Annotated in this window: 27 protein-coding genes; all 27 read left to right on the forward strand. The window is 44.0% G+C overall.

From position 1 onward, the window contains the following. Nucleotides 1-11 precede the first annotated feature (11 nt). The 27 genes from MITSMUL_RS00755 (at nucleotide 12) to MITSMUL_RS00900 (ending at nucleotide 23,315) form a co-directional block, all read left to right on the forward strand. On the forward strand, nucleotides 12-4,619 hold the full coding sequence (locus MITSMUL_RS00755; protein WP_005839039.1) for a phage tail protein: 4,608 nt from the start codon (nucleotides 12-14) through the stop codon (nucleotides 4,617-4,619). Between the two features lie 17 nt (nucleotides 4,620-4,636). Continuing rightward, nucleotides 4,637-7,435, forward strand: coding sequence for a phage baseplate protein (locus tag MITSMUL_RS12010; RefSeq protein ID WP_005839041.1), 2,799 nt, complete (start codon nucleotides 4,637-4,639; stop codon nucleotides 7,433-7,435). Nucleotides 7,436-7,449: 14 nt separating this feature from the next. Then, nucleotides 7,450-7,830 carry a hypothetical protein gene (locus MITSMUL_RS00770; RefSeq protein ID WP_005839043.1) on the forward strand — a complete coding sequence of 127 codons (381 nt, stop codon included), beginning with the start codon at nucleotides 7,450-7,452 and terminating at the stop codon, nucleotides 7,828-7,830. Between the two features lie 177 nt (nucleotides 7,831-8,007). Continuing rightward, entirely contained in the window at nucleotides 8,008-8,253 is a 246-nt protein-coding gene (locus tag MITSMUL_RS00775; protein ID WP_005839044.1) for a hypothetical protein, read from the forward strand. After that, the gene (locus MITSMUL_RS00780; protein ID WP_005839046.1) at nucleotides 8,250-8,561 is read left to right on the forward strand and encodes a hypothetical protein; all 312 of its coding nucleotides are present in this window, start codon (nucleotides 8,250-8,252) and stop codon (nucleotides 8,559-8,561) included. Before MITSMUL_RS00775 ends, MITSMUL_RS00780 begins: the two co-directional genes overlap by 4 nt. A 29-nt stretch (nucleotides 8,562-8,590) precedes the next feature. Then, on the forward strand, nucleotides 8,591-9,148 hold the full coding sequence (locus MITSMUL_RS00785; protein WP_050751649.1) for an N-acetylmuramoyl-L-alanine amidase: 558 nt from the start codon (nucleotides 8,591-8,593) through the stop codon (nucleotides 9,146-9,148). A gap of 2 nt (nucleotides 9,149-9,150) precedes the next feature. Continuing rightward, nucleotides 9,151-9,708, forward strand: a complete 558-nt coding sequence (locus MITSMUL_RS00790; RefSeq protein ID WP_040635219.1) for a hypothetical protein — start codon at nucleotides 9,151-9,153, stop codon at nucleotides 9,706-9,708. A gap of 130 nt (nucleotides 9,709-9,838) precedes the next feature. Next, nucleotides 9,839-10,072: a hypothetical protein gene (locus tag MITSMUL_RS12635; RefSeq protein ID WP_005839052.1), complete on the forward strand. Its 234-nt coding sequence runs from the start codon at nucleotides 9,839-9,841 to the stop codon at nucleotides 10,070-10,072. 219 nt (nucleotides 10,073-10,291) lie between these two features. Further along, nucleotides 10,292-10,819 (forward strand): hypothetical protein, encoded by a 528-nt coding sequence (locus tag MITSMUL_RS00800; protein WP_005839053.1) that lies wholly within the window; start codon nucleotides 10,292-10,294, stop codon nucleotides 10,817-10,819. Next, the gene (locus MITSMUL_RS12920; RefSeq protein WP_005839055.1) at nucleotides 10,800-10,946 is read left to right on the forward strand and encodes a hypothetical protein; all 147 of its coding nucleotides are present in this window, start codon (nucleotides 10,800-10,802) and stop codon (nucleotides 10,944-10,946) included. Before MITSMUL_RS00800 ends, MITSMUL_RS12920 begins: the two co-directional genes overlap by 20 nt. A 99-nt stretch (nucleotides 10,947-11,045) precedes the next feature. Next, the gene (locus MITSMUL_RS00805) at nucleotides 11,046-11,336 is read left to right on the forward strand and encodes a hypothetical protein (protein ID WP_040635222.1); all 291 of its coding nucleotides are present in this window, start codon (nucleotides 11,046-11,048) and stop codon (nucleotides 11,334-11,336) included. Nucleotides 11,337-11,906: 570 nt separating this feature from the next. Continuing rightward, entirely contained in the window at nucleotides 11,907-12,248 is a 342-nt protein-coding gene (locus MITSMUL_RS00810) for a hypothetical protein (protein WP_005839059.1), read from the forward strand. Then, complete coding sequence (locus MITSMUL_RS00815) at nucleotides 12,245-12,595, forward strand: hypothetical protein (protein WP_005839061.1); 351 nt, start codon at nucleotides 12,245-12,247, stop codon at nucleotides 12,593-12,595. Before MITSMUL_RS00810 ends, MITSMUL_RS00815 begins: the two co-directional genes overlap by 4 nt. Continuing rightward, nucleotides 12,592-12,804, forward strand: a complete 213-nt coding sequence (locus MITSMUL_RS00820) for a hypothetical protein (protein ID WP_040635224.1) — start codon at nucleotides 12,592-12,594, stop codon at nucleotides 12,802-12,804. The genes MITSMUL_RS00815 and MITSMUL_RS00820 overlap by 4 nt, the downstream gene beginning before the upstream one ends. Continuing rightward, a complete protein-coding gene (locus tag MITSMUL_RS13005; RefSeq protein ID WP_005839063.1) occupies nucleotides 12,801-13,472 on the forward strand; it encodes a DUF3310 domain-containing protein in 672 nt (223 codons plus the stop codon). The genes MITSMUL_RS00820 and MITSMUL_RS13005 overlap by 4 nt, the downstream gene beginning before the upstream one ends. A gap of 38 nt (nucleotides 13,473-13,510) precedes the next feature. Continuing rightward, nucleotides 13,511-13,777, forward strand: a complete 267-nt coding sequence (locus MITSMUL_RS00830) for a hypothetical protein (protein WP_005839064.1) — start codon at nucleotides 13,511-13,513, stop codon at nucleotides 13,775-13,777. A 14-nt stretch (nucleotides 13,778-13,791) separates the two neighbouring features. Then, nucleotides 13,792-14,016, forward strand: a complete 225-nt coding sequence (locus MITSMUL_RS00835; protein ID WP_040635226.1) for a hypothetical protein — start codon at nucleotides 13,792-13,794, stop codon at nucleotides 14,014-14,016. 13 nt (nucleotides 14,017-14,029) lie between these two features. After that, nucleotides 14,030-14,338 (forward strand): hypothetical protein, encoded by a 309-nt coding sequence (locus MITSMUL_RS00840; RefSeq protein ID WP_040635227.1) that lies wholly within the window; start codon nucleotides 14,030-14,032, stop codon nucleotides 14,336-14,338. After that, nucleotides 14,335-14,604, forward strand: a complete 270-nt coding sequence (locus MITSMUL_RS00845) for a hypothetical protein (RefSeq protein WP_005839069.1) — start codon at nucleotides 14,335-14,337, stop codon at nucleotides 14,602-14,604. Before MITSMUL_RS00840 ends, MITSMUL_RS00845 begins: the two co-directional genes overlap by 4 nt. A gap of 323 nt (nucleotides 14,605-14,927) precedes the next feature. Further along, complete coding sequence (locus MITSMUL_RS12925; RefSeq protein ID WP_005839073.1) at nucleotides 14,928-15,197, forward strand: hypothetical protein; 270 nt, start codon at nucleotides 14,928-14,930, stop codon at nucleotides 15,195-15,197. A gap of 108 nt (nucleotides 15,198-15,305) precedes the next feature. Continuing rightward, entirely contained in the window at nucleotides 15,306-15,821 is a 516-nt protein-coding gene (locus tag MITSMUL_RS00860; protein WP_040635228.1) for a hypothetical protein, read from the forward strand. 294 nt (nucleotides 15,822-16,115) lie between these two features. Beyond that, a complete protein-coding gene (locus MITSMUL_RS00870) occupies nucleotides 16,116-16,415 on the forward strand; it encodes a hypothetical protein (protein WP_040635230.1) in 300 nt (99 codons plus the stop codon). Between the two features lie 350 nt (nucleotides 16,416-16,765). Further along, nucleotides 16,766-19,063, forward strand: coding sequence for a PHP domain-containing protein (locus MITSMUL_RS00880; protein ID WP_005839085.1), 2,298 nt, complete (start codon nucleotides 16,766-16,768; stop codon nucleotides 19,061-19,063). Nucleotides 19,064-19,445: 382 nt separating this feature from the next. Further along, on the forward strand, nucleotides 19,446-19,946 hold the full coding sequence (locus MITSMUL_RS13145) for an HNH endonuclease (RefSeq protein WP_419537978.1): 501 nt from the start codon (nucleotides 19,446-19,448) through the stop codon (nucleotides 19,944-19,946). Between the two features lie 87 nt (nucleotides 19,947-20,033). Then, nucleotides 20,034-22,514 carry a helix-hairpin-helix domain-containing protein gene (locus MITSMUL_RS00890; protein ID WP_005839091.1) on the forward strand — a complete coding sequence of 827 codons (2,481 nt, stop codon included), beginning with the start codon at nucleotides 20,034-20,036 and terminating at the stop codon, nucleotides 22,512-22,514. 3 nt (nucleotides 22,515-22,517) lie between these two features. Further along, entirely contained in the window at nucleotides 22,518-22,679 is a 162-nt protein-coding gene (locus tag MITSMUL_RS13150; protein ID WP_005839093.1) for a helix-turn-helix domain-containing protein, read from the forward strand. Between the two features lie 63 nt (nucleotides 22,680-22,742). Further along, nucleotides 22,743-23,315, forward strand: a complete 573-nt coding sequence (locus tag MITSMUL_RS00900; RefSeq protein WP_005839095.1) for an anthranilate synthase component II — start codon at nucleotides 22,743-22,745, stop codon at nucleotides 23,313-23,315. Nucleotides 23,316-23,425: the final 110 nt, after the last annotated feature.

Genomic DNA, 23,425 nt, shown 5'->3' on the forward strand with positions numbered 1-23,425 from the left:
GAGGTGAGCAATTGGATAAATTTGATTTAGAGTTCCTTATGGATAAGAAAACGAACCTTCAGAACGCTCGCAATACTATGTCTGACGGCCACTTACGGTATCTCTATGAACATGCTATGGGTCATACCGCAGCGTTTGACCTACAGCGTTTCGGACACCATCATGGTAAGTCTGGCGGTAAGATTTTTGCGAGTATTGCAGGATTCATTGTTGGCTTTACAACTCCATGGCTGTTTGGCGCAAAAGCGTTCGCAGCTGGTGTCATGGGTGCGTCTCTCTTTGGTTCTGTATGGAGCGCAACGCATCAGCAGAATGTAGACTCTAATGGCTCTGCCGATGTATCTCGATTTGACCGTGCGCAGGAGACCATGAGCTCTGATGCTCAGATTCCTATTGTCTATGGCACGCGACAAATCAGTGGCAATCAGACCTTCCACCAGACGAATGCCGATGCAAACACGCTGCATAAGCACGTTGTCCTCTGTGAGGGTGGCATCGAAGGTGTTGTGTCTGTCATGGCAAGTGACATGATTATCCCTACAGGCTCCCAGACGGGCAATACGGTGTTCACGATTATGAACAACAAGTATTCCGATGCTCGTGTGCGGAAACATGGTCAGGACTTTGACTTGTGGGCAGGAGACAATCATCATCACATCCATCTGTGTACCAAGAAGGAAGTAGAGAATAGTCACGATACGTACTGGGAATACCAGGTATCTGTATCGTCTCTTATCTCGTATATCAATCAGTTATATGCCGAGGGATGGCAGGCATTCCCCGTTGCATCTACCAACAATTACCCTGGTGATTTATGGGACGCCGAGGGCAATGTCTATGTAGAGACGCCTTGGAGTAAGCTGTTCGAGAATCAGGATAAGTACAACGAGCAGAACTATGTGACCATTGACGCGAAGAATAGTTTCATCAACTTCTGCGCTGACACAATCAGGGGCGGCACGAACTACACTTTCCATGACTGTGAATCCCCATCGAATTACAATGAAGTCGGTGGCTACCCTGCAATGGCATGGCTCGACATGAATTTCATTGTGTCCAATGAACTCAACGGCAATCCTAGTGTTACTGCTGTTGTCATGGGCAAGAAAGTCTATGATACTCGTACCAAGACTACGGCTTATTCAACGAATCCTGCCATGTGTCTTCGTGACTTCATGTTATCGAAACGATATGGATTAGGCCGTTGGATTACAGCAGACGATCTTGACGAGGACTCATGGAATCGTGTTGCTGATTACTGTGATGAAGAAATCAGTTTCCTTGACGCATCCGGCGCAATCATCAGGGCAAAACGCTTTGAGCTGAACATGGTCATTGACCAGAAGAACAGTGCATTGGACTGGGTACAGGAAATCCTTGCTAACTTCCAAGGCTATCTTACACTCACTAATGGCAAGTTCAAGCTGCACATTGAACAGCAGACGGATGTCTCGTACAAATTCAATGACGACAACTGCTCTGACCTGAGTGTCACTCCGTTGAGTCTCAACGATACGCCAAATAAGTACACGGTGAAAATCATTGACCCGAGAAACAACTGGAGTTCCGTTGCATGTAACGTAGAGGACTATGCAGACCAGAAGGAACGCCAGAAGATTATCACCAAAGAGGTTAATCTGAACGGCACTACATCTCAGTATCAGGCATTGAGGTTGGCGCGCTTCTACCGTGACCAGAACTTAGCATGTCCGTTGACTTTATCGTGGAAAACAGGAATCAATGGTATGCACCTTGAACCAGGCGATGTTGTTACCATCAGCTATCACAAGGTATTTACCGATCTCCCTGTACGTATCACGGAAATCAAACAGGATGACGATGGAAAATTTGAACTGACAGGCCGTCAGTACAATGATACCATCTATGGCGATGCGCTTGGCGGTGGTGTTCACTGGTATAACTACACGGATACTACGCAGACAGTCGAGAAGCGCACTCCGTCAAATCCTGCAAACCTAAAAGCATATACACAGTATAGACGCTATGAAGATGGCACAACGGGATACGACGTAATCTGCTCATATGAGTTACCACAACGCTACGATGTAGAGACAGGGCTAGTCTACTATAAGACCAATCATATGACAGCGGCTCAAATCGGGACGTTTAAAGAGGGCGAAATAGTTGATTCCGTTGGCTTATCGAGGGAATGGATATATGCAGGGGATTCTCCTACGAAAATCGTTATATCCAACGCAAAAGTCGGCGATATCTATGAGTTCCGTGTGCAGAGCCGTACAACCGATGGATTAATCTCTAGTGAAGCTAATGCACCTACTGTGACTATTAAGGTAACGGCCAAAGAGACAGTACCGTCACAACCGTATAACCTGACCTATGATTTTACTAAGGCGTTCACTTTTAAATGGTCTGACGTCCCTGATTCTGATGTGGTGTACTATGAAGTCCGAACGGATACGAACGTAGGAAGTATTAATGGGTTGCTCGGTAAGACACAATCTACTTCTCTCGATGTGAATATCATGGAGCGCAATGGTACAGTCTATGTCTACAGTGTAAATACGCTAAAGAAATACAGCTATCCTGCAAAAGTAACATATAATTATCCAAAGCCAGATGCACCGAGTTACATTCACTTCACTGAGGCTCTACGCGGTGTCAATGTACTAGTGGCTCCATTTCCCGCTCATGTGAAGTCCATGCGGCTCTACGTGGAAGGACACAATATCTCCAAGGTATTTGACTTAGACAATGCATCGTATACATTCTATGGTGAGCCTGACATTTATAATTTCTGGGCGTCTTACGTTGACCTTATGGGTGAAGGTTACACATCTGTAAAATATGCTTACACGATTAAGCCTGAGTTGAATCCAGAATGGCTCAAGGACGAAGCTATCTCACTCAAGAAGGTAGACAAAACCATCCAGAGTGCGGTTGCTGATGCGCAAGAAGCTATCCCTCGATTAGATAGTGTAGATGGGAACATCGAGACTATTAACACGAATATCTCTGAGTTGCGTCATACAGACACAGAGCTGACGTCAACCATTGTACAGAACAAGAAGGACGCCGAGAACTCTGACGCCGCACTTGCTAGTCAAATCGAGCAGACAGCCGATGAAATCAGGACTACAGTCCAAGAGAACAAAGACACAACCGACAGTGCTATCTCTCAAGTATCACAAAAAGCGGACAACGTAAAAGTTACAATCGAGAATAACCTCAATAACACCGACCCGTCGAAAAGCGTATATAAATCTATATCGCAGCTTAAGGTTGATATTAATGGATTGACCACAACTGTACAGAATAATAAGTCTGCAACAGACACTCAGATTTCTCAAATCAAACAGAATGCAAATTCATTAAGCTCTACTGTGCAAAACTATCATACAGATGCTAACAATCAGATTTCTGGACTGTCATCGCAAATCGAGCAGAACGCAAATAGTATCACGTCGGTTGTCACAAATCTCTCCGATTCGACCAAAGCAAAGGCAAATTACTCTGCTATTGCTCAGTTAGATAACGATATTGCACTTAGGGTATCTAAAAACGATGTTATCAATCAAATCAATATTAGCAAAGAATCTATTCTCATCGACGGCAAAAAGATACATATCACTGGCGATACTCATTTTGACAATAATGTCGTTGTGCGTGGCATGATAGCCGCAGGAGCCATTACTGCTGATAAACTGAGTGCTAGCACATTAGCATTGAGCAACAATCAGGGTATCAAGGGAGGTAACGTAATACTTGATTCCAATGGTATGGCATGTACAGATTCTAGCGGTACAACCATACAGTTTGGACAGGACGGCATGACCTCAAAAGACAAAAACGGGAACAGCTTTGCAATACTTTCTCAGTGCATGATGGGCGTAGCTAAAAATGGTCAGTATGTGAAATTCTCGAATCCGTGGACGGAAGTCCCTGTTATCATTGTTACGCCACAGAACATCCAGACAAACAACCCTGCGTACAGCACATCAACGGTAAGATTGCATTGTTATGCCGATGAGGTATCCGTGAATGGATTCAGGATGCGCGCTTATAGTGGCATTGCGGATGGTGCTGGTTCAATTGCAAAAAATCAAAGTTGTGGGACAATGACATGGACAATTGGACGTTCGTATGATGCTTGGAATGATTTGAATCCAATCTTTGGTAGTAAGAGTATAAACTTCAACGTGTCAATGCCGAGCAATGCAAGTTCGGTTGTATTCCACGGAAGACTACGGACAAATGCTCACTTTAGAGAACCACAGATGAAGATACCAAGTTCGACAAGATACCAAAGGCTGGAAGTAAAATGTAATGGCACAACTACGTACTCTGACGTTCTGTGGAATAGTGGAGACGGAGAGGTCGGAATACAAAAGAATACAGATATATACACGTCTATTACAACCAGTAGTATCTCAGTTACAAAGGGAGCTGCACTAAACTGTACGCTGACAATCGACCCGTGCGTTTTACATCCAGGCGACGGTAACGACTCATTGGATATTGAATTTATACTTGATTCAATTGACTGTAGGATTGATGGTGAACAGGTACTTGATAACGATGGAACAGGAGCGTTCTTTATTGTGAACAAGAGTAACGGATTGTATACGGTTACAGATTAAAGGGAGTGTGATACAATATGTTAAACGCAGGATTTCAATATCTAGAACAACGAGACGCAAATGATACCATCACAAAAAATGGTGTAGTTGGCAAGAATAGCCCCTTTTCTGCGCCGGATAACAGTGGTATCTATGATGTAATTGCAGAAGATTTACGATGGCTCAAAGAGAATATAGATGATGTGAAAGACACGTCTGACCTAGAAGCCATCAAACAGTCTGTGACCGATATGTATAACACCATGAAGAACGATTCTTCGTTTGGTGAAGCAACGGCTAAGGCTCAAGCAGAAGAAGCAAAGAAACAGGCACAGGCGGCGCTAGAATCTGCAACGAACGCTAAGACATACTATGATGATATTACGACAAAATCTACGGAAGTCAATAATACCATTGCAGAGATTAAGTCCTATATCGAAAAAGCAGAAGCACTCAATGAGTCCAATAAGACACTTGAACAGTCTATTTCTGATTCTGCCACGGTGGCGACAAATAAAGCTAAGAGCGCGGCCAGCAGTGCTACAAATGCGGCTACGAGTGAAACCAACGCTAAAGCATCGGAAACCAAAGCTAAGGCAAGTGAGACTAATGCCAAGGTATCCGAGACCAACGCAGCTAAAAGTGAATCTAATGCAAAGGCTCATATGGACGCTACGGCAACTAGTGAGTCGAATGCGAAAACTAGTGAGACAAACGCAAAAGCATCGCAGGCAGCGAGTAAAACGTCGGAAACCAACGCCAAGACCAGTGAGACGAATGCTAAACAGTATTCCATTAATTCTTCCAATAGTGCTGATTTAGCTAAGGCATGGGCAGAGTCCAGTGATTCTCCTGATTCGGTAAACGATACAGATTCGACAACTGGCAAAACTCAATCGTCTAAGACGTGGGCAATCTATTCAAAAGACCGTGCTATTAGTGCCTTCACCTCAGAGACTCATGCAAAGACCTCTGAGACCAACGCTAAAACCTCAGAAACAAATGCGGCCAACAGTGCTACCAATTCAGCGTCCAGTGCAACAGCCAGTGCAAATAGTGCCGAAGAAGCCGCTACTAGTGCTACCAACGCAAAGACAAGTGAGACCAACGCTGCTACGTCTGCATCTAACGCAAAGACCTCAGAGACGAACGCTAAGACATCAGAGACTAATGCAAAGGCCAGTGAGACTAATGCGGCAACGAGCGAAGGTAACACGAAGGGGTACATGGAGAAAGCACAGGTTGCCTATGAGTCCGCAAAAGCAATCCAGTCTGTTGTTGACGTTGCTAAAGCCGATGCGGAGAAGTGTGTTGCTGACGTAGAAGCCGTAAGAGATTCGTTAGCTAAAATGATGACGTATCAGGGGTCTGTAGATAATTACTCTGATTTGCCGGCAAATCCTCAGGTTGGCTATTCGTATAATGTTAAGAACGCCGACAAAACACATGGTGTAAACGCAGGAGATAACCTTGTATGGAATGGTACGGACTGGGACAACCTTGGTGGTACTGTAGATATGAGCCTATTCGCTGAACTTGGTAAGGACGTTCGTTTTAATGCTGTCACGGCTACGACTTTCACAGGTGACTTGAAGGGCACAGCAGACAAAGCGACGAACGACAAGAACGGCGCCGATATTGCGGCAACGTACTTGAAGAAAACAGGAGATACTGCAACAGGTAAGATAACGTTCAATTCAACAGACTTGAACGCGCTCCCCGAAGTCAAAAAAACATCTGATGACAATATGAGCGGCATTCGTTTTTCTTCTAAGTCAAAATTCCTCGGCGCCGTCGGCAAGCGTTTGTCGAACGGCGAGGACTTGCTGAACTTGCGAAGCGATAATACTACGACAGATATCGTGCTCGACAGCCGGAACTATAATAACTTTGCTCCCACAAATACCGGCTCCGGCGCTTCCGGTACATGGGGTATTAATATCGCGGGTAATGCCGCGACGGCAACAAAACTCGCCACTGCCCGCACGATTGCCCTCAGTGGCAACGCAAGCGGCTCGGCCACATTTGATGGTAGCGGCAACGCAACAATCAACGCGACGGTCAGCGAGAGTGCTCACGCAACGAAGGCGACGCAGGACACGAACGGGCGCGCCTTTACGGATACGAACGCTTATATGCATATCAGCTATTTAGCGAATGGTACAGACTTTAATGACGTCAAGACGACGGGTATTTACTATTGCACTCAAGATACGTACACTAACCGGCCGCATAATAGTTGGGGTATCCTCACGGTTTATTCTATCGGCACGGTAAAACAGGAATATAGGCCAGACAATGCGGCAGTCTATTACACGCGCGAATATAATAACTCGAACTGGACAGCATGGAGCAAAGTCGCCGCTTCTACTGCTGATAATGCAGACACGGTGGATGATTATCATGTTAGCGACATTATAAGCAAGATATATCCGGTTGGTAGCATCTACATGAGCATGGTTGCGACGAACCCACATGACTTGTTTGGTGTTGGTACATGGGAACGTATTAGTCAGGGGCGTATGCTTTTGGGTGCAGATGATAGTGCCTATAAGGCAGGAGCAACTGGCGGCGAGGCTACACATACGCTGACGGTTGATGAGATGCCACGCCATTTTCATAACTATGACTTGTATGTTGGTGATTACGGAGTTAGCCAAGGTGATGCTAGACAAGGCAAGTTCTTATCCGCAATCGCCACTGCTCTTACAAATAAATCTTTTCTCTGTGGCGATGGGAAAAGTAATGAAAATCACCTTTTGCCTGCTGGTGGTTCCCAGCCACATAACAATATGCCGCCATACATCGTTTGTTATATCTGGCAACGGACAGCTTAATAGAAAGCGAGGTAATGCTTACGTTTGACATTAAAGAAAATAAGGTGGTCTATCAGTACGATGCTGAGGGTGTTTTGCTCAAGGCTATTGTGCTGGACGCCACAGACAGAGCAGAAAATGGCGACTGGATTTATCCAACGAGAACAACTCCGGTTGTCCCGCCGCTTTCCAAGAAGGGATATGAACTCATCTGGAAGAACGGTGCATGGCAGTATCGTGTGTATGTGCCAAAGCCACTGAAAACCGATGAGCAGATTGCAAAAGAAGAGTATGAATCTATGCAGAACGAGTGCATTAACAATCTCAACGTTGCTATGCTGAGAAACGACGATAAAGCCATTGCGTCTGTACGTCAGGACTATGCCGATTTGCAGGAATACTACGGAGAGAATTGAGTTTTTGAAATGAGGTGTATATAAAATGGCTAGAAAGAAATTTACATTACCGCCGAGATGCCCGTATTGCGCACATAAACTTCGCGCGGATGGTACATGTCAGAATCCAGAGTGCATTATCGGGTATGTTCCAGAGAAGACAAAAGATACATCGGACACGTCTAATACGGAAAATAAATGATGGGACAAGACGATGTTGTGAAGATGCTAGAGAAGCTCAGTGACATCTCTGAACGTCTAGCAAAAGTCGAAGTAATACTCAATGAACGATCCCGTGCAACCAGTGAGATAGTGGAAACTCTAGAGCAGCACGAAGAACGCATCCGTGAACTGGAACAATCAGATACCCAAATGTTCACGACGAAGAACCTCTTTGTGTGGGGCGTTGCAACCCTCATTGCAGCTTGGGGGGTGCTTCATTGAAAGACAAGATATTGCAGTTTGGTAAATGGGCAGAATCTAATCATATGACACTGATATACCTTGCAGGAGCATGGGTATTAGCACTGTTGAGTCTTTGGAGTCTGTCTATTTTGATGTGCTTCTGGCTCAATGGACTCTTTGGTTATCACTTTGAACTGAATGTGGGTATCAGTGGGATTGCCACGATTGCCACGGCAGGAGCTACAGTGTATGGCATTGCACGAGCAGCGCAGGCAAAGTACAACACTGACAGTACCGTGAATACACCAATGAGTATCATGCCGTACAAGGGAGGTAATAGTAAGTGAGACAAGTTTCATTGGAAGAAATCAAGGATATGGCAGAGAATTGCCGTGAATCTATCTGGGAACAGGCAAAGGCATACGGTAGGGAACCTAAGATTTACTTGCACTGGACAGCAGGGCACTATGGTCAATACTATTTGAATGACTACCACATTGCCATTGACTATGACGGCTCCATCTATGTAGAACACGACCTGGACGAGGTGCTTGCCCATACGTATCGTAGAAATACAGGTGCAGTTGGTATTACACTTGCATGTTGTGTCGGTGCTACATCCGACGATCTTGGCAGTGAACCACCTACGGCTGAACAGATTGAGGTCATGGCACAGGTCATCACTGTTGTTGCAGATGGACTCTGGCTGACCATTGACAAAGACCATGTGATGACTCATGGTGAAGCTGCGGATAATGAAGATGGTATCTACCCGCACGATCCGTATGGTCCTAAATCGACATGTGAGAGGTGGGACTTGGAATACCTGGGAACCAGTGAGTCTCCATCGTTCAATCCGTATGCAACCAATGGCAGCCGTGGTGGTGACGTACTGCGCGGCAAGGCTATCTGGTATCACAATCAGGGGGTATGACTATGGAGAAGGTCAAGGGATTCTTTGTTGACCATTGGAAGCTCATTGTGGCGTTCGTTTTTGTCATTGTCTTATCCTTTGTCTGTGGATGGAAAGCCTGTGTTCATTTCAACAAGAACGTTGTAGAGGTTCCTGTGACAAAGGTTGAGGTTCGCGAGGTAAAGGTTCCAGTGGAGACACAGGCAAAGACGGAGATTCAATACGTCGAAAAGGAGACTCCACAGGATGCCGATGTACAGATCACTAAGCCTGCACCAGAAGTCGTAGTGGACTACAATGGACAGCAGACGAAATTTGAGACGTTAGACAATGAGACTCAGAAGTTCGACAAGGGAAAGCTACAGGTTGACCAGGCATCCAAGGTAACTCTTGATGTTACACCAATTGTACAGAAAGAGGTACAGACTGCGGTCGACCAGAACACTAAGGAGATGACCAAGGCGAAAGACAATGAGGTTGCCAAGGTCAAGTCCGAGGAGACCAAGAAGCGGCACAAGCACGAACTCGGTGCATTCCTTACAGGTGCAGGAGTAGGCGCATTTGGTGTCCTTCTCTTCTAATATATACAGGGAGTTCATCAGTGGAGACGCTGGTGGCTCCCTCTTTTTTTATTGTATACACAAAATTTCCGTTGACAACGATAGTTATACGATGTATACTAGATATTGTCAGACGGGAGGTGATTTGGAAATGCGCTACTTGAAGTTTGTCGTTGGAAACAATGAAGTCGCAAGGGGTTTCAAGAATAGCGAGAGTACACCTGTGGTCGGAATAATGCATTACGATGGGTATGACATTGAAATATCTGAATGTTCATATAAAGAAAAGTATCGTATCTGGCGCAGGAGGAAGAACTGGTTGTCCGATGTAGTTTCTAAGTTTATCAAGGAGGGTAAGTATGGGCGTCAAGGAGATTCGACATGATGCACTAGAGATACTAGGGCAAATCGATGGGATGCAAATCGTGTTCTGTCTAAGATACCGTATTTGTGATTCTCCAAATTGGAGATCGTGTAAACAAGAAGAGTGTGAGGAATGTCCATCTTATCTTTCCTCGGATAACGAATGCTTCTTTGATGTACTCAGAGATAAGGCATCGGATATTCATAGAGAGACAAGTAGGATGATGATGGAGGGCATGCAATGACAAATTGGACGATATTCTCGTTACTATCAACTAGATATGGCATTAACCCAGGAGAAGAGTTCTACGCTATCTCTCCGAAAACTCGCCATAGTGTGCATTGTAAGTTCTCGTCGGATGCTGATAGAATTATCGTTCTGTCAGATGACGATGAAAACGATGTAATTTGCGGAATCCTCTATGATAAATATGTTATCAGCCGCAAGAAATTCAAACCAAGACGCGGAGAGAAGTATTACATTGTTGCCGGGTACAACGCGGAATATTCATACATTGTCATGGAATGGAAAGGTAGCCTAGAGGACTTTGCGAATTACATGTCTGGCAATTGTTTCCCTGCATATGTCGCCAATAGCGTCCCTGCCGGTGACATGTATACGTTGCTGCGGAAATGGCAAGATAAACTCTTTGCAGACTCCGATGGAATTCCATATGATGATATTGTAGGTTCGATAGACCCTATGTATTTAACAAGGGGAAAGAGCATACGAAAGGACATGGATAAACATGAAGCAGAGAATCATTGATGGTATTGCAGGAATCATCGGATGGAGTACTGCATTGTTCATTGTGGCATCCGTTGTATTTGTGTTTGTAGCGATCGCGGCGTTTTACGTTGCCATGTTCATTCGATTGGTGATGATGATGTTATGAAAGAGGAAACCATTGCGTTCATGTTCATCATGGGATGCGGCACGGTATTAGCACTGTTTGGTATGTATGTTGCCTATAAAATAGAAATGAGGAATTAACATGAAGACTTTTAGTAAAGATTACTTAGTGAATGAACTTGGACTTCCATATGATTCTGATTGTGTTATCGAGGATACCATAATTGACAAGGAGAGATGGAGTATCGTACATAGACTCATTTTCAAGGACAATGACAAGGCATATCGCGTGTACTACGAGGAGCCTGCAACGGAAGAACAGGAAATGCAGCCATGGGAAGACGAGGATGAAATCGAGTGCGAAGAAGTCATCCCCGTAGAGGTCAAGGAAACGGTCTGGGTATCGCCCGATGAACTTCATTGTGCGGGGTGAGGTGTTGAATATGAAGGACATTCTTGATTTTGTTAGTTTCGTGTTCGGGGTAATGATAGCGACATCTGCTGCTGTATTCTCTTTAATCAGCACGGTCGTCTTATGCAGATGGTTGTTTGGAACAATCTGACGGAACGAGGGGTAAGTAATGGACATTCTGGTAATCAATCAGGATAACATCATCGGATTCGTAGCGGGATGCTTCACAACTGTAGCAGTTATTTTTTGTATTTGTTTGTGGGTGCATGGTTGGGGATACAATGAAGTGAGGTATGTCAATGCTTGAGTTTTTTGTCATACTGTTAGAGATATGTGTCGGAATGATAGATACAAGTGATACCGACGGATACGATGCATATCATGTATAACTATATGATTTCTATTAATGATTGTCCCGGGGAACACTAATGCGACTTGATAATTTAGAGTATAATGCAGAGTCATTTCTAATGATATGTATCTATATGGTTTTAGCGACAGGCTGCTTATGCTTGTCAGCTGTTATTCTCGTATCTTTCTTTAAATGGTTATTCGGATGTATCTAATATATTGCGCTAGGAGGTAATGTAGGTGCAGGAATATACATTTAGTGATTTATGCAGACTCAAGGAACGATTCGATAATGACGATATTCTTGATGATTGGGAGTTTGATGATGCAGAACAATGGGCGTTCCGTGTTGGTCTCGACGCTATGATTGGGATAAATGTCACATCTGAAGAGTACGATTTACACGGATACTCTATTAGGTTCTATGCTATGGAGTTGGAAAGAATGATTACAGTTAAAACCATTCATCGGCATGGTAGTGAAGTTCCAAATGATAGGTTTAATGAGTACGAAAAGGCTATATTGGCAAAAATGAGTCTTGGGCTTTATTTGACCTTGGAACTACTAGGAGAAGAACTATGAGTAACATCAATATTGAAATCAGCAATAATGTTGTTGTAGTATCAATAGACAATAAGTATTGCGGTACTTCAGTTATACCTAAAGAATATAACGATGAACCAGTATCGGTGTTTGTTGGGCATGTATCTGACTGTATAGCAAAAGCAATAGAAGATACAAAGGAAAAGATGTGGCCTGAAAAAGGGGATGTGTATTATATACCAACTATTTCTAATTGTAACCTGTGCGGCGAGTTAACATATGGAGATGATTATTTTGATAGATTGTATAAGAAACGAGGTTTGATTTTCAAGACCAAGGAAGAAGCTATCGAAGCAGCCAAGAAGATGTTGGAGGTAGTCAAATGATTGAAGTCGGAGATACAGTAGTGACACGCCTGATAGAGGGGAAGCATTGTCGTAGCAAGTCTTTTGTACGATTGTATAATGATATGACAGGACGAGTGATTGGGAGAACCTTTATGCCGCATTTAGGATATTTCACGTATTTAGTGGAAACATCTTGGACTGATGATGCATTGTTCTTTACAGAAGATGAACTTAAGGTGGTCAAATGAGTGACTGGACATACCATACTGGGGATATCATCACATTTCATCTGCCAGACGGAGATGTTAAAATGAGAATCCTTGGTATTGAGTACGACAGGGAAATTATTCTGAACCATTCAAATGCGTTCACTAATCCATTGGCTAGATTGTATGATGTAGATATTCAATGGGATGAACAAGGCAAGCCAAAGCATCTCCGAGGCACTGTCAATGAATGGTGGTTGAGTCGCGTGGTCAAGGAAAGTCGTGTCGATGTAGAGCATGGTAATCACAATGGAGGTAATAAGATGAAATACAATGTAGGTGATGAAATCCGTTTTAATGGTACGGTGTACAGAATCACGAATATAGTAGATGACAACTATGTTATTCGCGATGAGATTAATAGGATAGACTTTAATATCCCGTGCCCAACGATAGACATCCATGCTATTGCCATCAAGAAGCCTGTAGAGAAGCCCAAAGACCCCGCTGTTGACCATCCATCATATTACCAGGGCAGGATTGAGGTCATTGACTTTATCGAGGACAAACACCTCGGGTTTAATCTAGGCAACTGTGTAAAATACATCAGTAGAGCTGGTAAGAAGAATCCAGATAAGCTAATTGAGGACTTGAATAAAGCACGTTGGTATCTGGATAGAGAGATTGCACGTATTGAGAAGGAGAAATAACTTGGGGGATTTGATTGTAAGAGTAGAGGAGGATAATTATGGTTGACATTGAGTTTTTACGGAAAAACACCACTAATTGCGAGGCATGTATTGATGAGTTCCTGAGAGATATAAGGGACAGGATTGAGGACTACTCCTATTTCAAGGAAGAAAGAGAGGATATAAGGAAAGAGATTTACGCGGATGTTGTTTATCTGCTTACGTACCTCCGTATTATGGATGTTGACTTTACCAATTGTGATTTTCATCATGACGTGGAGTTAGCCGTAAAGTTCATAAAAGAAATACAGGAGAATAAAAAATAAGAGGAGGAGTAACCATGAGCTGGAAAGATACAGACCGCATATGCGAAGGCGTAGGCCGTATCGTCGATGCGTTTCAGGACAACCTTCCATGTAAAGGCCATGTATGGAACGAGAATGAAGATAAGGATTTCTACAAGAAGTGCTACGAGTGTCCTGTTTATTACTATGATGAGCACTCGAACAAAGATTGTTGCCATATCAGGGACACCTACTATGCTATTGATAAATTGGATGATTAGGAGGAGTTTCATTATGAACCTCACAGTTTTGTTTGGAGTGCTGCTAGCATTTGAACTAGTAGGAGATATTTGCTACCGTGTTTTCTATCGTATGGTTGGTAGGAACAAATATAGGGTTGGTGATATCATCTGGGTTAGAGTAGGAGATGCTTTAGAGATTGCAGAGGTAATCAGCATTACATGGCGGTGCTACTACCGCAATGAATACGGTGCTAAACCTGAGTATCACGTCAAACTTCTCAATGAGGTTGGTCAGTATTGGGACTTTGAGCAGTCTGAAATCATGTGCAAGTTTAATGGAAAGGACGAGAAGAAACAATGAAATTATCCGGTAAGGAAGTTAATGATAATTTAGATGAACATAAGTCTCAATTCAAAACAGATGCAGATACCTACAAGGAGATGTTTGAGGATGTGGCGTGTCGGATAAACTGTAATAAAAACCCTGCTGTGCGATGTGTGTTTTGGCAAAAGTTATGGTTATTCTCTAAGAACTTCACTTGGAATTATGTTCAGCATGACTTTGATAAGGGCATCGATTGTTTCAAGGAAGATATAGAGCTTGATATATTAGATTACGGCGAGTAACATATCGAAGAAAAAATACAGAGAATGGAGGATCAAAATGACTGTTGATTATATTGAAAAGAGAATGACGCCATATGATTACGAGACTAAGATTTCTATTGATGGCCGTGAGTGCTCAGAGCATTGCATTCGTAGAATCAATGGAAAGGTAACGGAGTATTTCGTTGACGGATGCACTTTTAATGATGTGTTCACTCGATTATTCCCTAAGGTCAAATCATCACATATCACTGCCCTTGTCAATGCAATCCGTAGATGTAACAATGATTTCGGAGTGAATGACGTACAGGAGATATTGGAATATGTTGAGGGGTTGAATTACAATGAATAATCTGAAACGTAAGGCTAATATTATAGACCATTCCATTCCTTATCGTGCATTTGGGTGCGCCAAACACAGGAATGACCGTTGGAGACTTGTGAATCGCGCCATAGAAACACGTAGGTTATATAAGGTGACGTACAAAGAGAAGTGTATGGGAGAATACATTACATTCATCATGTATGAGCATGACTTATCCGAACAGGCTGTGCGTAATAGATGGAAAGACGAAGATAACATGGATATTGTCGAGGTGGTAGAGGTCAAATGACAAATTGTGACTACAGTGTCCCTTATGGTGTTGCATGGGCTATCCCATGCTCACCGTATAGTGGAGCAATATACTATGGGTACTATACACTATTTTGGAGGTATTGAGATGCTTGAACATATTAAGCGAGAGATGAGATATATCAAAATAAACCAATATGGGTTCAAGACAACTATCACTATTGATGGCAAGGAATACACTGAGAACGAAGTGTGTATTGGTGGAGAGTCTACGATTTACCCAGAGTCTATTGACGAACAGCTCCAAGAACTAATCCCTGATGTAGATATTGAGTTTATCACGGAGTTTGTCAATGACGTAGAGAATGTAAAAACGTCCGATGATTTTGAGGATACACAAAAGACATGGGATGCTCTTGTAAGAGTCCAGGAACTCATAGATAAGATATCTAATGATAGCGATACCAATAAGTTCGACAGATTGTATCGTATTCTCGTAAAGGCTCATGACACAATCTTCAGTAATGGTGGAGGTATCTGCGAGGAGTATACGGCGAAACCTGACCGCAAGAAATGCCCATTGTATAAGGATGGTAAATGCATGCTTAATTCTACGCTTACTGCATTAAATTCCTTGCGGGACGCATGTATTGCAAAGAGGTGAATGTTATTGAACGCTGTAAATGTCAATAAGATTCAAGGAATCCATGGTGGTAAATTCACCCATACGAAACCCAATGGGATGACCGTACACGATCTTGTATGGGAACTACAGAAATATCCATCGGATGAAATGGTTTATATGTACACAGAGAACGGTGACATGGTTCATGTATGCCGTGCTATGAAGGATAAGCGGAGGTTGGTTCTGTTTTGATTACAGGGTTTATTTTTGGATGGCTTGGTTCATCTATCACGATTCTGTTGATACTAGCGTTATTTTATGGAGAGTCAAAGCATGATTAACGTAATTCTCGGGGCAGTCACAGCCCTCATTGTCTTCACTATTTTAGGACATGCTACTGCACGGCTAGTCAAGAAGAACAAGTACGAGCCAAACGATTATGTCTATGTGAAGACCATTGGCGGCCCACTATTAGCTAGGGTAGAAAAAGTGGTCTGGGAGAGTAGTGTTTCCCCGTTAGTCACTGGTCCTATCTATCATCTCTACTATGTGGAGTCAGAAACACGTACACATCTCTTAGAGAGTGCTATTCTGTGTAAATTCAAAGGGGAGCGGTTGGTCAGCAATGAGTAACGGTGGGTATCAACGTCCTATCATGAAAGTTCCCGGTGAATTTTCATGGGCAGTTGTCCAGTTAATCAAGTGGCGGGACAGTGTAAAGGACAGGAGAAAGGCAATGGCTATCCAACGAGTCATTGATAAGAAGATAATGTGGGCAAGAGAACACCACATGGACCAGTCACTGTATATGTATTGCGTTGGTTGCAGATATGATTTGTATGGAAGGAAGTGGGGTAAATGATGCATTTAGTTGAATCATATGTTGATTGGTTTGTGCTTGCAATCGTCGTCGGGTTCGGCTTTGAACTTGGCGGTGCGCTATATCATATTGTAATCAGTAAGATTCACAAGGAGTAATTTCAATGTATATCTCATTACATAACCATAGTGACGGCAGTCTACTCGATGGCTACCAGACTGTACAGGAAATGGTAGCCCGTGCAAAGTCATTAGGTATGCCTGCAATCTCTCTGACTGACCATGGAACAATGCGGAATACCATTCGTTTCTACGAGGAGTGCCAGAAAAACGACATCAAGCCTATTGTTGGCTGCGAGTTCTACTTCTGTCCCGATGTGAATATCAGGGATAAGTCACTGACACACCATTTGGTCATCCTTGCAATGAACGATGAAGGATACATGAACCTCAAGAAACTCGATACGTTTGCGTACAATGAGGACTCGTACTACTACAAGCCCAGAATTGACTGGGAAGCCCTGCGGGAACATAGTGATGGACTCATTTGTCTGTCTGCATGCATGGCGTCCATTGTCAACACAGAGAATGGCGAGGAGTGGTTCGAGAAATACAAAGAGCTGTTTGGAGATCGTTTCTATGCAGAGATTCAGCCGCTCAACCTCGAGAAACAGTGGGAGTACAACGACAAGGTCATTGGATTGGCACGGAAATACGATGTTCCCCTTGTTGTAACAACAGATGCTCATTACTCTATCCCAGAGGATAAGGTATATCATAGCCATTGGATTCGTATCAATGGCAACCAGTATCACGATGACGAGAACTACATCTGGTCAGATGACGAGATACGGAGCACAAAGTGGATTCCACAGGATGTTATTGATGAGTGCATCGAGAACACAGAACACATTGCGAGCCTTTGCAACGTCACAATCCCCGACTCTGGTAGTCACTATCCAAAGTATCCCTGTTCCAATCCTAAGGAAAAGGTAAGGGAAATCTGTAGGAGGCACTGGAAAGAACTTGTGCCGAAAGGGAAATACAAGGAATACGCTGAACGCTTTGAGATGGAGATGAAAGACCTTGAAGCAACGAATTACCTTGAGTATCTACTGATTATCTGGTCTGTATTGAGTTGGTGTAAAGAACAGCGTATTCCGTTGGGAGAAGGCAGGGGTTGCTCGATTTCTGGAACCAAGGTTCTTATGTGGAATGGCACAGTGAAAAACATAGAAGATATTGTTGTTGGCGACAAGGTTATCTCTCATACTGGTCAGATTCGTGAAGTAACCAATACGTTCAAGTATGAGGTCAATGAGCCAATGATTCAGGTGACGGTTGAGAAGAGAAATCCAATGACGTTCACTTGTGACCATAAAATTCTCGTATTCAGAGGATCACGTTGCCACAAGAAAGAATCAACTGGGTATAAGTATTGCAGACCTACATGTTCACAGTCTTGTCGAAAGTATGGTTCATACGAATGGATTCCAATGGATGAAGTAGAGAAGGATGACCTCGTATGCTTCCCGCAGGTTCGTTTACCTAAACCCCAGCAGACAAGAATAGATGTGAAGGAACTATTCCAAGATGTCATTGAGAAGGATGGATACGTTAATGTATTTAGTAATGATGCGCAGTGGGAAAAAGGAAAAATTCCTCGATATATCGACATTACTCCAGACCTTTGCAGGCTCATTGGTTATTTCATTGGTAACGGATGGGCAACAAAGGGCACGCACAAAGATGGGGTTTCGGGAGGATATAAACTCGGCATTGCTTTTCCGACAATTCATATGGAATACGTAGAGGATTGTCGCAGATTACTCAAGCAGATATTTGATGCAGATACCTCGGTTAAACCAAACAAAAGGAATACTTGTGTCCAGATACATTGTTATAGAAGTATCATCGCCATGCTTTTTGCCAAGTTGTGCGGCGTCCATGCAATCAACAAGCACATCCCAGATATTCTAATGGTTGATAATCCATCATGGACAGTACATTTGCTTGAAGGATTGATGAGAACCGATGGTTCTGTGGCGGGAGGTAGAACAACATACGATTCTATTTCGTACAACCTTGTCTGTCAAATCAAAACTCTGTGGTCGTACCTGGGGAGAGACGCAGTGATTAGAATTAGGAACGTAACGCATAAAAACTGGCATACGTCTTATAAACTTGTCCTGCACTCGACGTCGAGATGGCACGGAGACAACATGTTCCACACCGAGGTGAAGGATGTAAAGCATATTGATAATTTTAAAGGATATGTTTATGACTTCACTACAGATGTAGACCATAGCTACATTGCAAACAATACGGTTGTCCATAATAGTTCAGCCGGATGTCTCGTTGGCTATCTCATGGGTATCCATAAGATTGACCCGATAAAGTACCACACGGAGTTCTTTCGGTTTTGCAATAGAGAGAGAAGAAGTCCAGCAGATAAATATTAATGTCGAGCTGCTTGGAAACAAGTGGTGTTAATTCTCGTGAACGCTTAATTCAGCGGTGTGGGGGAACTCCCTGCTAACGGTGGAACTCCTTATGATTAAGGACAATACCGTGCTAAGTAATTTCGCAACCTTGTCATCTACAGAAAGGATGATGAGGATATATAGAAATATTCCTGGGTATGACGGGAAATACATCATGTATGATAATGGAGATGTATGGAATGCCATATCCCAAAAGAGAATCTTACCCAAGGTAAGAGGTAAGATGAAATTGCCTAGTTATCGGCTTTATGACGCGAACGGTGTTGGGCATGTGAAATCAGTTGAAACATGGTATTCGGTTGTATTTCCAGAAAAAGGACATGAACGAAAAAATGGATTCATGGATATACCAGGGTATCAAGGGCTATATGGTATCTCTACTAGTGGAGAAATATGGTCTTACAGTAAAAAGAGAGTCCTAATATCAAGTCCAACAACAACATGTCCTTACCTCTGCATCAAGTTATCGCTCAACAATAAAGTACATTACGAGTTAGTTCATAGGTTAGTTGCTATGACATATATTCCTAACCCAGATAACCTCCCAGAGGTTGACCACATAGATAGGAATATTATGAATAACAATGTTAGTAACCTAAGATGGATTAATCGAATTGGCAATCTAAAGAATAGCTCATGCGGGTTAGTTCGAAACTTTCGAGAGTGCTCATTGTTTTACAATGGAACGTTCGTCGGAAGGTATCAATCAATATGTGAAGCAAGTAGGGAAGGACATAAGCTGTTCGGAGCTTCATATAGTGGGCTTAATAGGAATCTTAAAAGTAAAGGCTGCGAAATTAAAAGTGTAACGACTAGTCCGTTGGGACGTAGGGTGGGGTAATGAATTACCACTCGAAGTGCGAGATACCTAAACCAGAAATGGCATGGTAAAGAGATAGTCTAATCCCTGTGGTAACATAGGGTAGTAATGGTTGATAGTGATCTCTCTACATTAAACCGTGGACGTGTCATTGAACACGTCAAAGAGATGTATGGTAACGTCTGCAAGGTACAGACACTGGGATACACGAAAGACCCTGATAAACCAAGCGCAGGCAAAGAAGCTGTACTAAAAGCATGGCAGGCACTGTTCAACAAGTACAAAGACAATGCCCCTATGATTCCTTGTGAAGAACAGGGTGGCCTTATGATTGACCCGTCATGGGAATACAATCCGAAGTTCAAGACTGAGGCATCAAAATACGTCGAGTCTTCCATTGATGATTTACAGGACGCACCCATTTCACTCAACGAGGAACAGAAAGCAGAACTCATTGATGTGGCAAAACATTTCTGTGGACGCATCGACAAGATTGGTGTTCATGCATCGGCTGTCCTTGTCACTCCAGATGACCTCGTGAACTATACACCAGTAGAAGGATGCTATTCCAATGATACATCTACGAAGAAGCGCGAATACATCCGTACTGCATGTTATTCATTCCATGAGTTAGAGCAGCGTGGCAATCTCAAACTGGATTTGCTTGGACTCAACACGTTAGACCTCATCGACAAGTGCATGAAGTACATCGGCAATGACATGAACCTCGATGACATCCCGATGGATGACGTAAAGGCGTATGAGATGTATTCCAACGGCAACCTCGATGGAGTGTTCCAGATGGAGTCTCCTGGTATGCGCAAGGTTGCCAAGGAGCTACACGTGTCATGCTTTGATGACGTTGCGGCACTCGTCGCTTTGTACCGGCCAGGCCCTCTTGACTCAGGGATGATGCAACAGTACATCGACGGAAAGAATGGTGCTGCTGTAGATTACCTCTGTGATGCATATAAAGAGGTCACGAAGAATACATTCGGTGTCATTGTCTATCAGGAGCAGTGTATGAAGCTCGCTATGAAGATGGCAGGGTACTCACTGGGCGAAGCGGATATGCTACGTAAGGTCATTGGACGCAAGGAGATGACAAAGATTGATGCTGCGGTCAAAGAGTTCATCACTCGCTGCATGAAGCATGGGTATTCCCATGAGGTTGCAGAGAAGGTTGGTATGCAAATCAAGGCGGCGGGCCGATACCTGTTCAACAAATGCCTGAGTGGCCGTGAGTGTGTTGTTATGCATACAGGAGCAAGGACGAAGCGGTCTATCCGTGAGTTGTACAGGTTCTTTCACGATGACAAGTATAACAAACGCCAGCTTGACCCTTGGAATGTCAATGGCGTCAAGGCGTGTTCGATGGATAACGATGGCAAGATGGTGGAGAACTATATTGTTGACGTTAGAGAGTCTGGTATCATGCCCGTGTTTATCCTTGTAACAGAGTCTGGAAAACAGGTAAGATGCACGTTGAACCATAAGATTCCAACACCAGATGGAACCAAGTTGTTGGTGGAGCTGTCCGTTGGGGACTCTGTGTATGTATCTGATGTACTCAATACACACATTGAGAAGGTCTCGGCTATCTCCTATGAGTGCGACGAGATGTGCTACGACGTTGAGATGGATGACCCATATCACAACTTTGTGACTAGCAATGGTATTGTCGTATGTAACTCCCATTCTGTTGCCTATGGTCGTCTCTCGTACAAGACGGCGTACCTCAAGGCTCACTACCCTGTACAATTTATGTGCGCTTTGTTAAATACCAAGGATAAGCAAGAGGATATATTGCCGTATGTTGCCAACTGTAAGGCCATGGGTATCCGTATCCTTCCACCGAGTCTCTTTGAAGGGAACCGTGAGTGGGAGATTGTCGGCAACAATGCAATCCGTGTCGGACTCACGTACATCAAGGGTGTTGGCAAGAAACTGGTCACGGAGAAGTACGGTGCGTTCAATGACAGGGAAATGCTTACAACATGGAAGGACATTGTGGCATACAATAGCAGCGATGTTGTGAAAAGCCTTATCAGTGCAGGAGCATTGGACTTCCTGAAGAAGTCTCGTGGTTGGATGATGGGCAACCTACTGGAGACTCAGAGATTCACGAAACGCATGGCGCAGTGCGAGGAGAGGTTCAACTATTATCGTGACCAGTATGATAACGCAACGAATGACAAGGACAAGGCTCGGGCAATCCGTATGGCGAATCAGTGGAACGACAAGATCAATGCAACGATTCTCCACGAGAAGCCAGAGGTTTCCTTTGATAACGCCGCAGGAGAGATGAAGGTGCTTGGGTTCTCTTTTTCGAGTCTGCCTGACATCCTCACAGGTATTGCATCGTCTGTCCATGAGATTACAACAAAGAATGGCAACAAGATGGCATTGGTTACGTTCAAGACCGACTATGGAGACTTCAAGGGTTCCATCGCACCATTCCTGTGGGGACAGGGCAAGACACGGTATGGACGCAGCAAGCTGTTTGTTGTTCAGGGGAAGACATATGATTTCATGCTGAAGAAGAATGGCCAGTATACGGATATTGTCGATGTAAAGGAAGTGTGCTAAACTATGTTCTATACAGTCAAAGATGTTGCTGAGATGCTCAAGATTCCAGAGTCTACCGTGTATGAGTATGTGAGAAACCATGTCATTCCATCGTTTAAGATGGGGAAGCATGTCCGTATTCGTAAACAAGACCTGGACGAATGCATCGAGAGATTGATGAAGTAAGCACTTTTAAGCACTCGTCAATCCAGTGCAACCGTTGAAATACAATGGATTGAGGTGCTCTTTATGTTGTTTTTACTAGATAATTACGATTCCTTCACCTACAATGTCTACCAGCTGCTGTCGGAACTCGGGGCGGACGTCGAGGTCATTCGCAATGATCAGACGACGGTACCCGCGGTCGAGGCGAAGCATTACGAGGGCATCGTGATCTCGCCGGGCCCGGGCGTGCCGAAAGACGCTGGCATCAGCGAGGACCTCATCCGGACGCTCGGCGGCAAGGTGCCAATCCTCGGCATCTGCCTCGGCCATCAGGCCATCGGCGAGGTGTTCGGCGGCAAGATCGTGCGGGCCGCGGAGATCATCCACGGCAAGGTATCGCCCATCCGCCACAATGGCCGCGGCCTCTATGCGGGCCTGCCGCAGGACGTGGCGGTCGGCCGCTATCACTCCCTGATCATCGACCGCGCGACGCTTCCAGACTGCCTCGAGGTCACGAGCGAGCTCGCCGACGGCACGATCATGGGCGTGCGTCACAGGGAGATGGACATCGAGGGCATCCAGTTCCATCCTGAGTCCATCCTGACGCCCACGGGCCGGACGATGATGCAGAACTTCCTCGACCACCTGCGCAAATAAAATCTGCTAAGACAAGAGAAATCCTTCTTTCGAGAAGGATTTTTCTTGTATCTCAGAGAATAGTGTAATATCAAGACCAAAACAAAGAACACAGCAGTTCGCAGGCGCCT

The sequence above is a fragment of the Mitsuokella multacida DSM 20544 genome (assembly GCF_000155955.1).
Lineage (GTDB): Bacteria > Bacillota > Negativicutes > Selenomonadales > Selenomonadaceae > Mitsuokella > Mitsuokella multacida.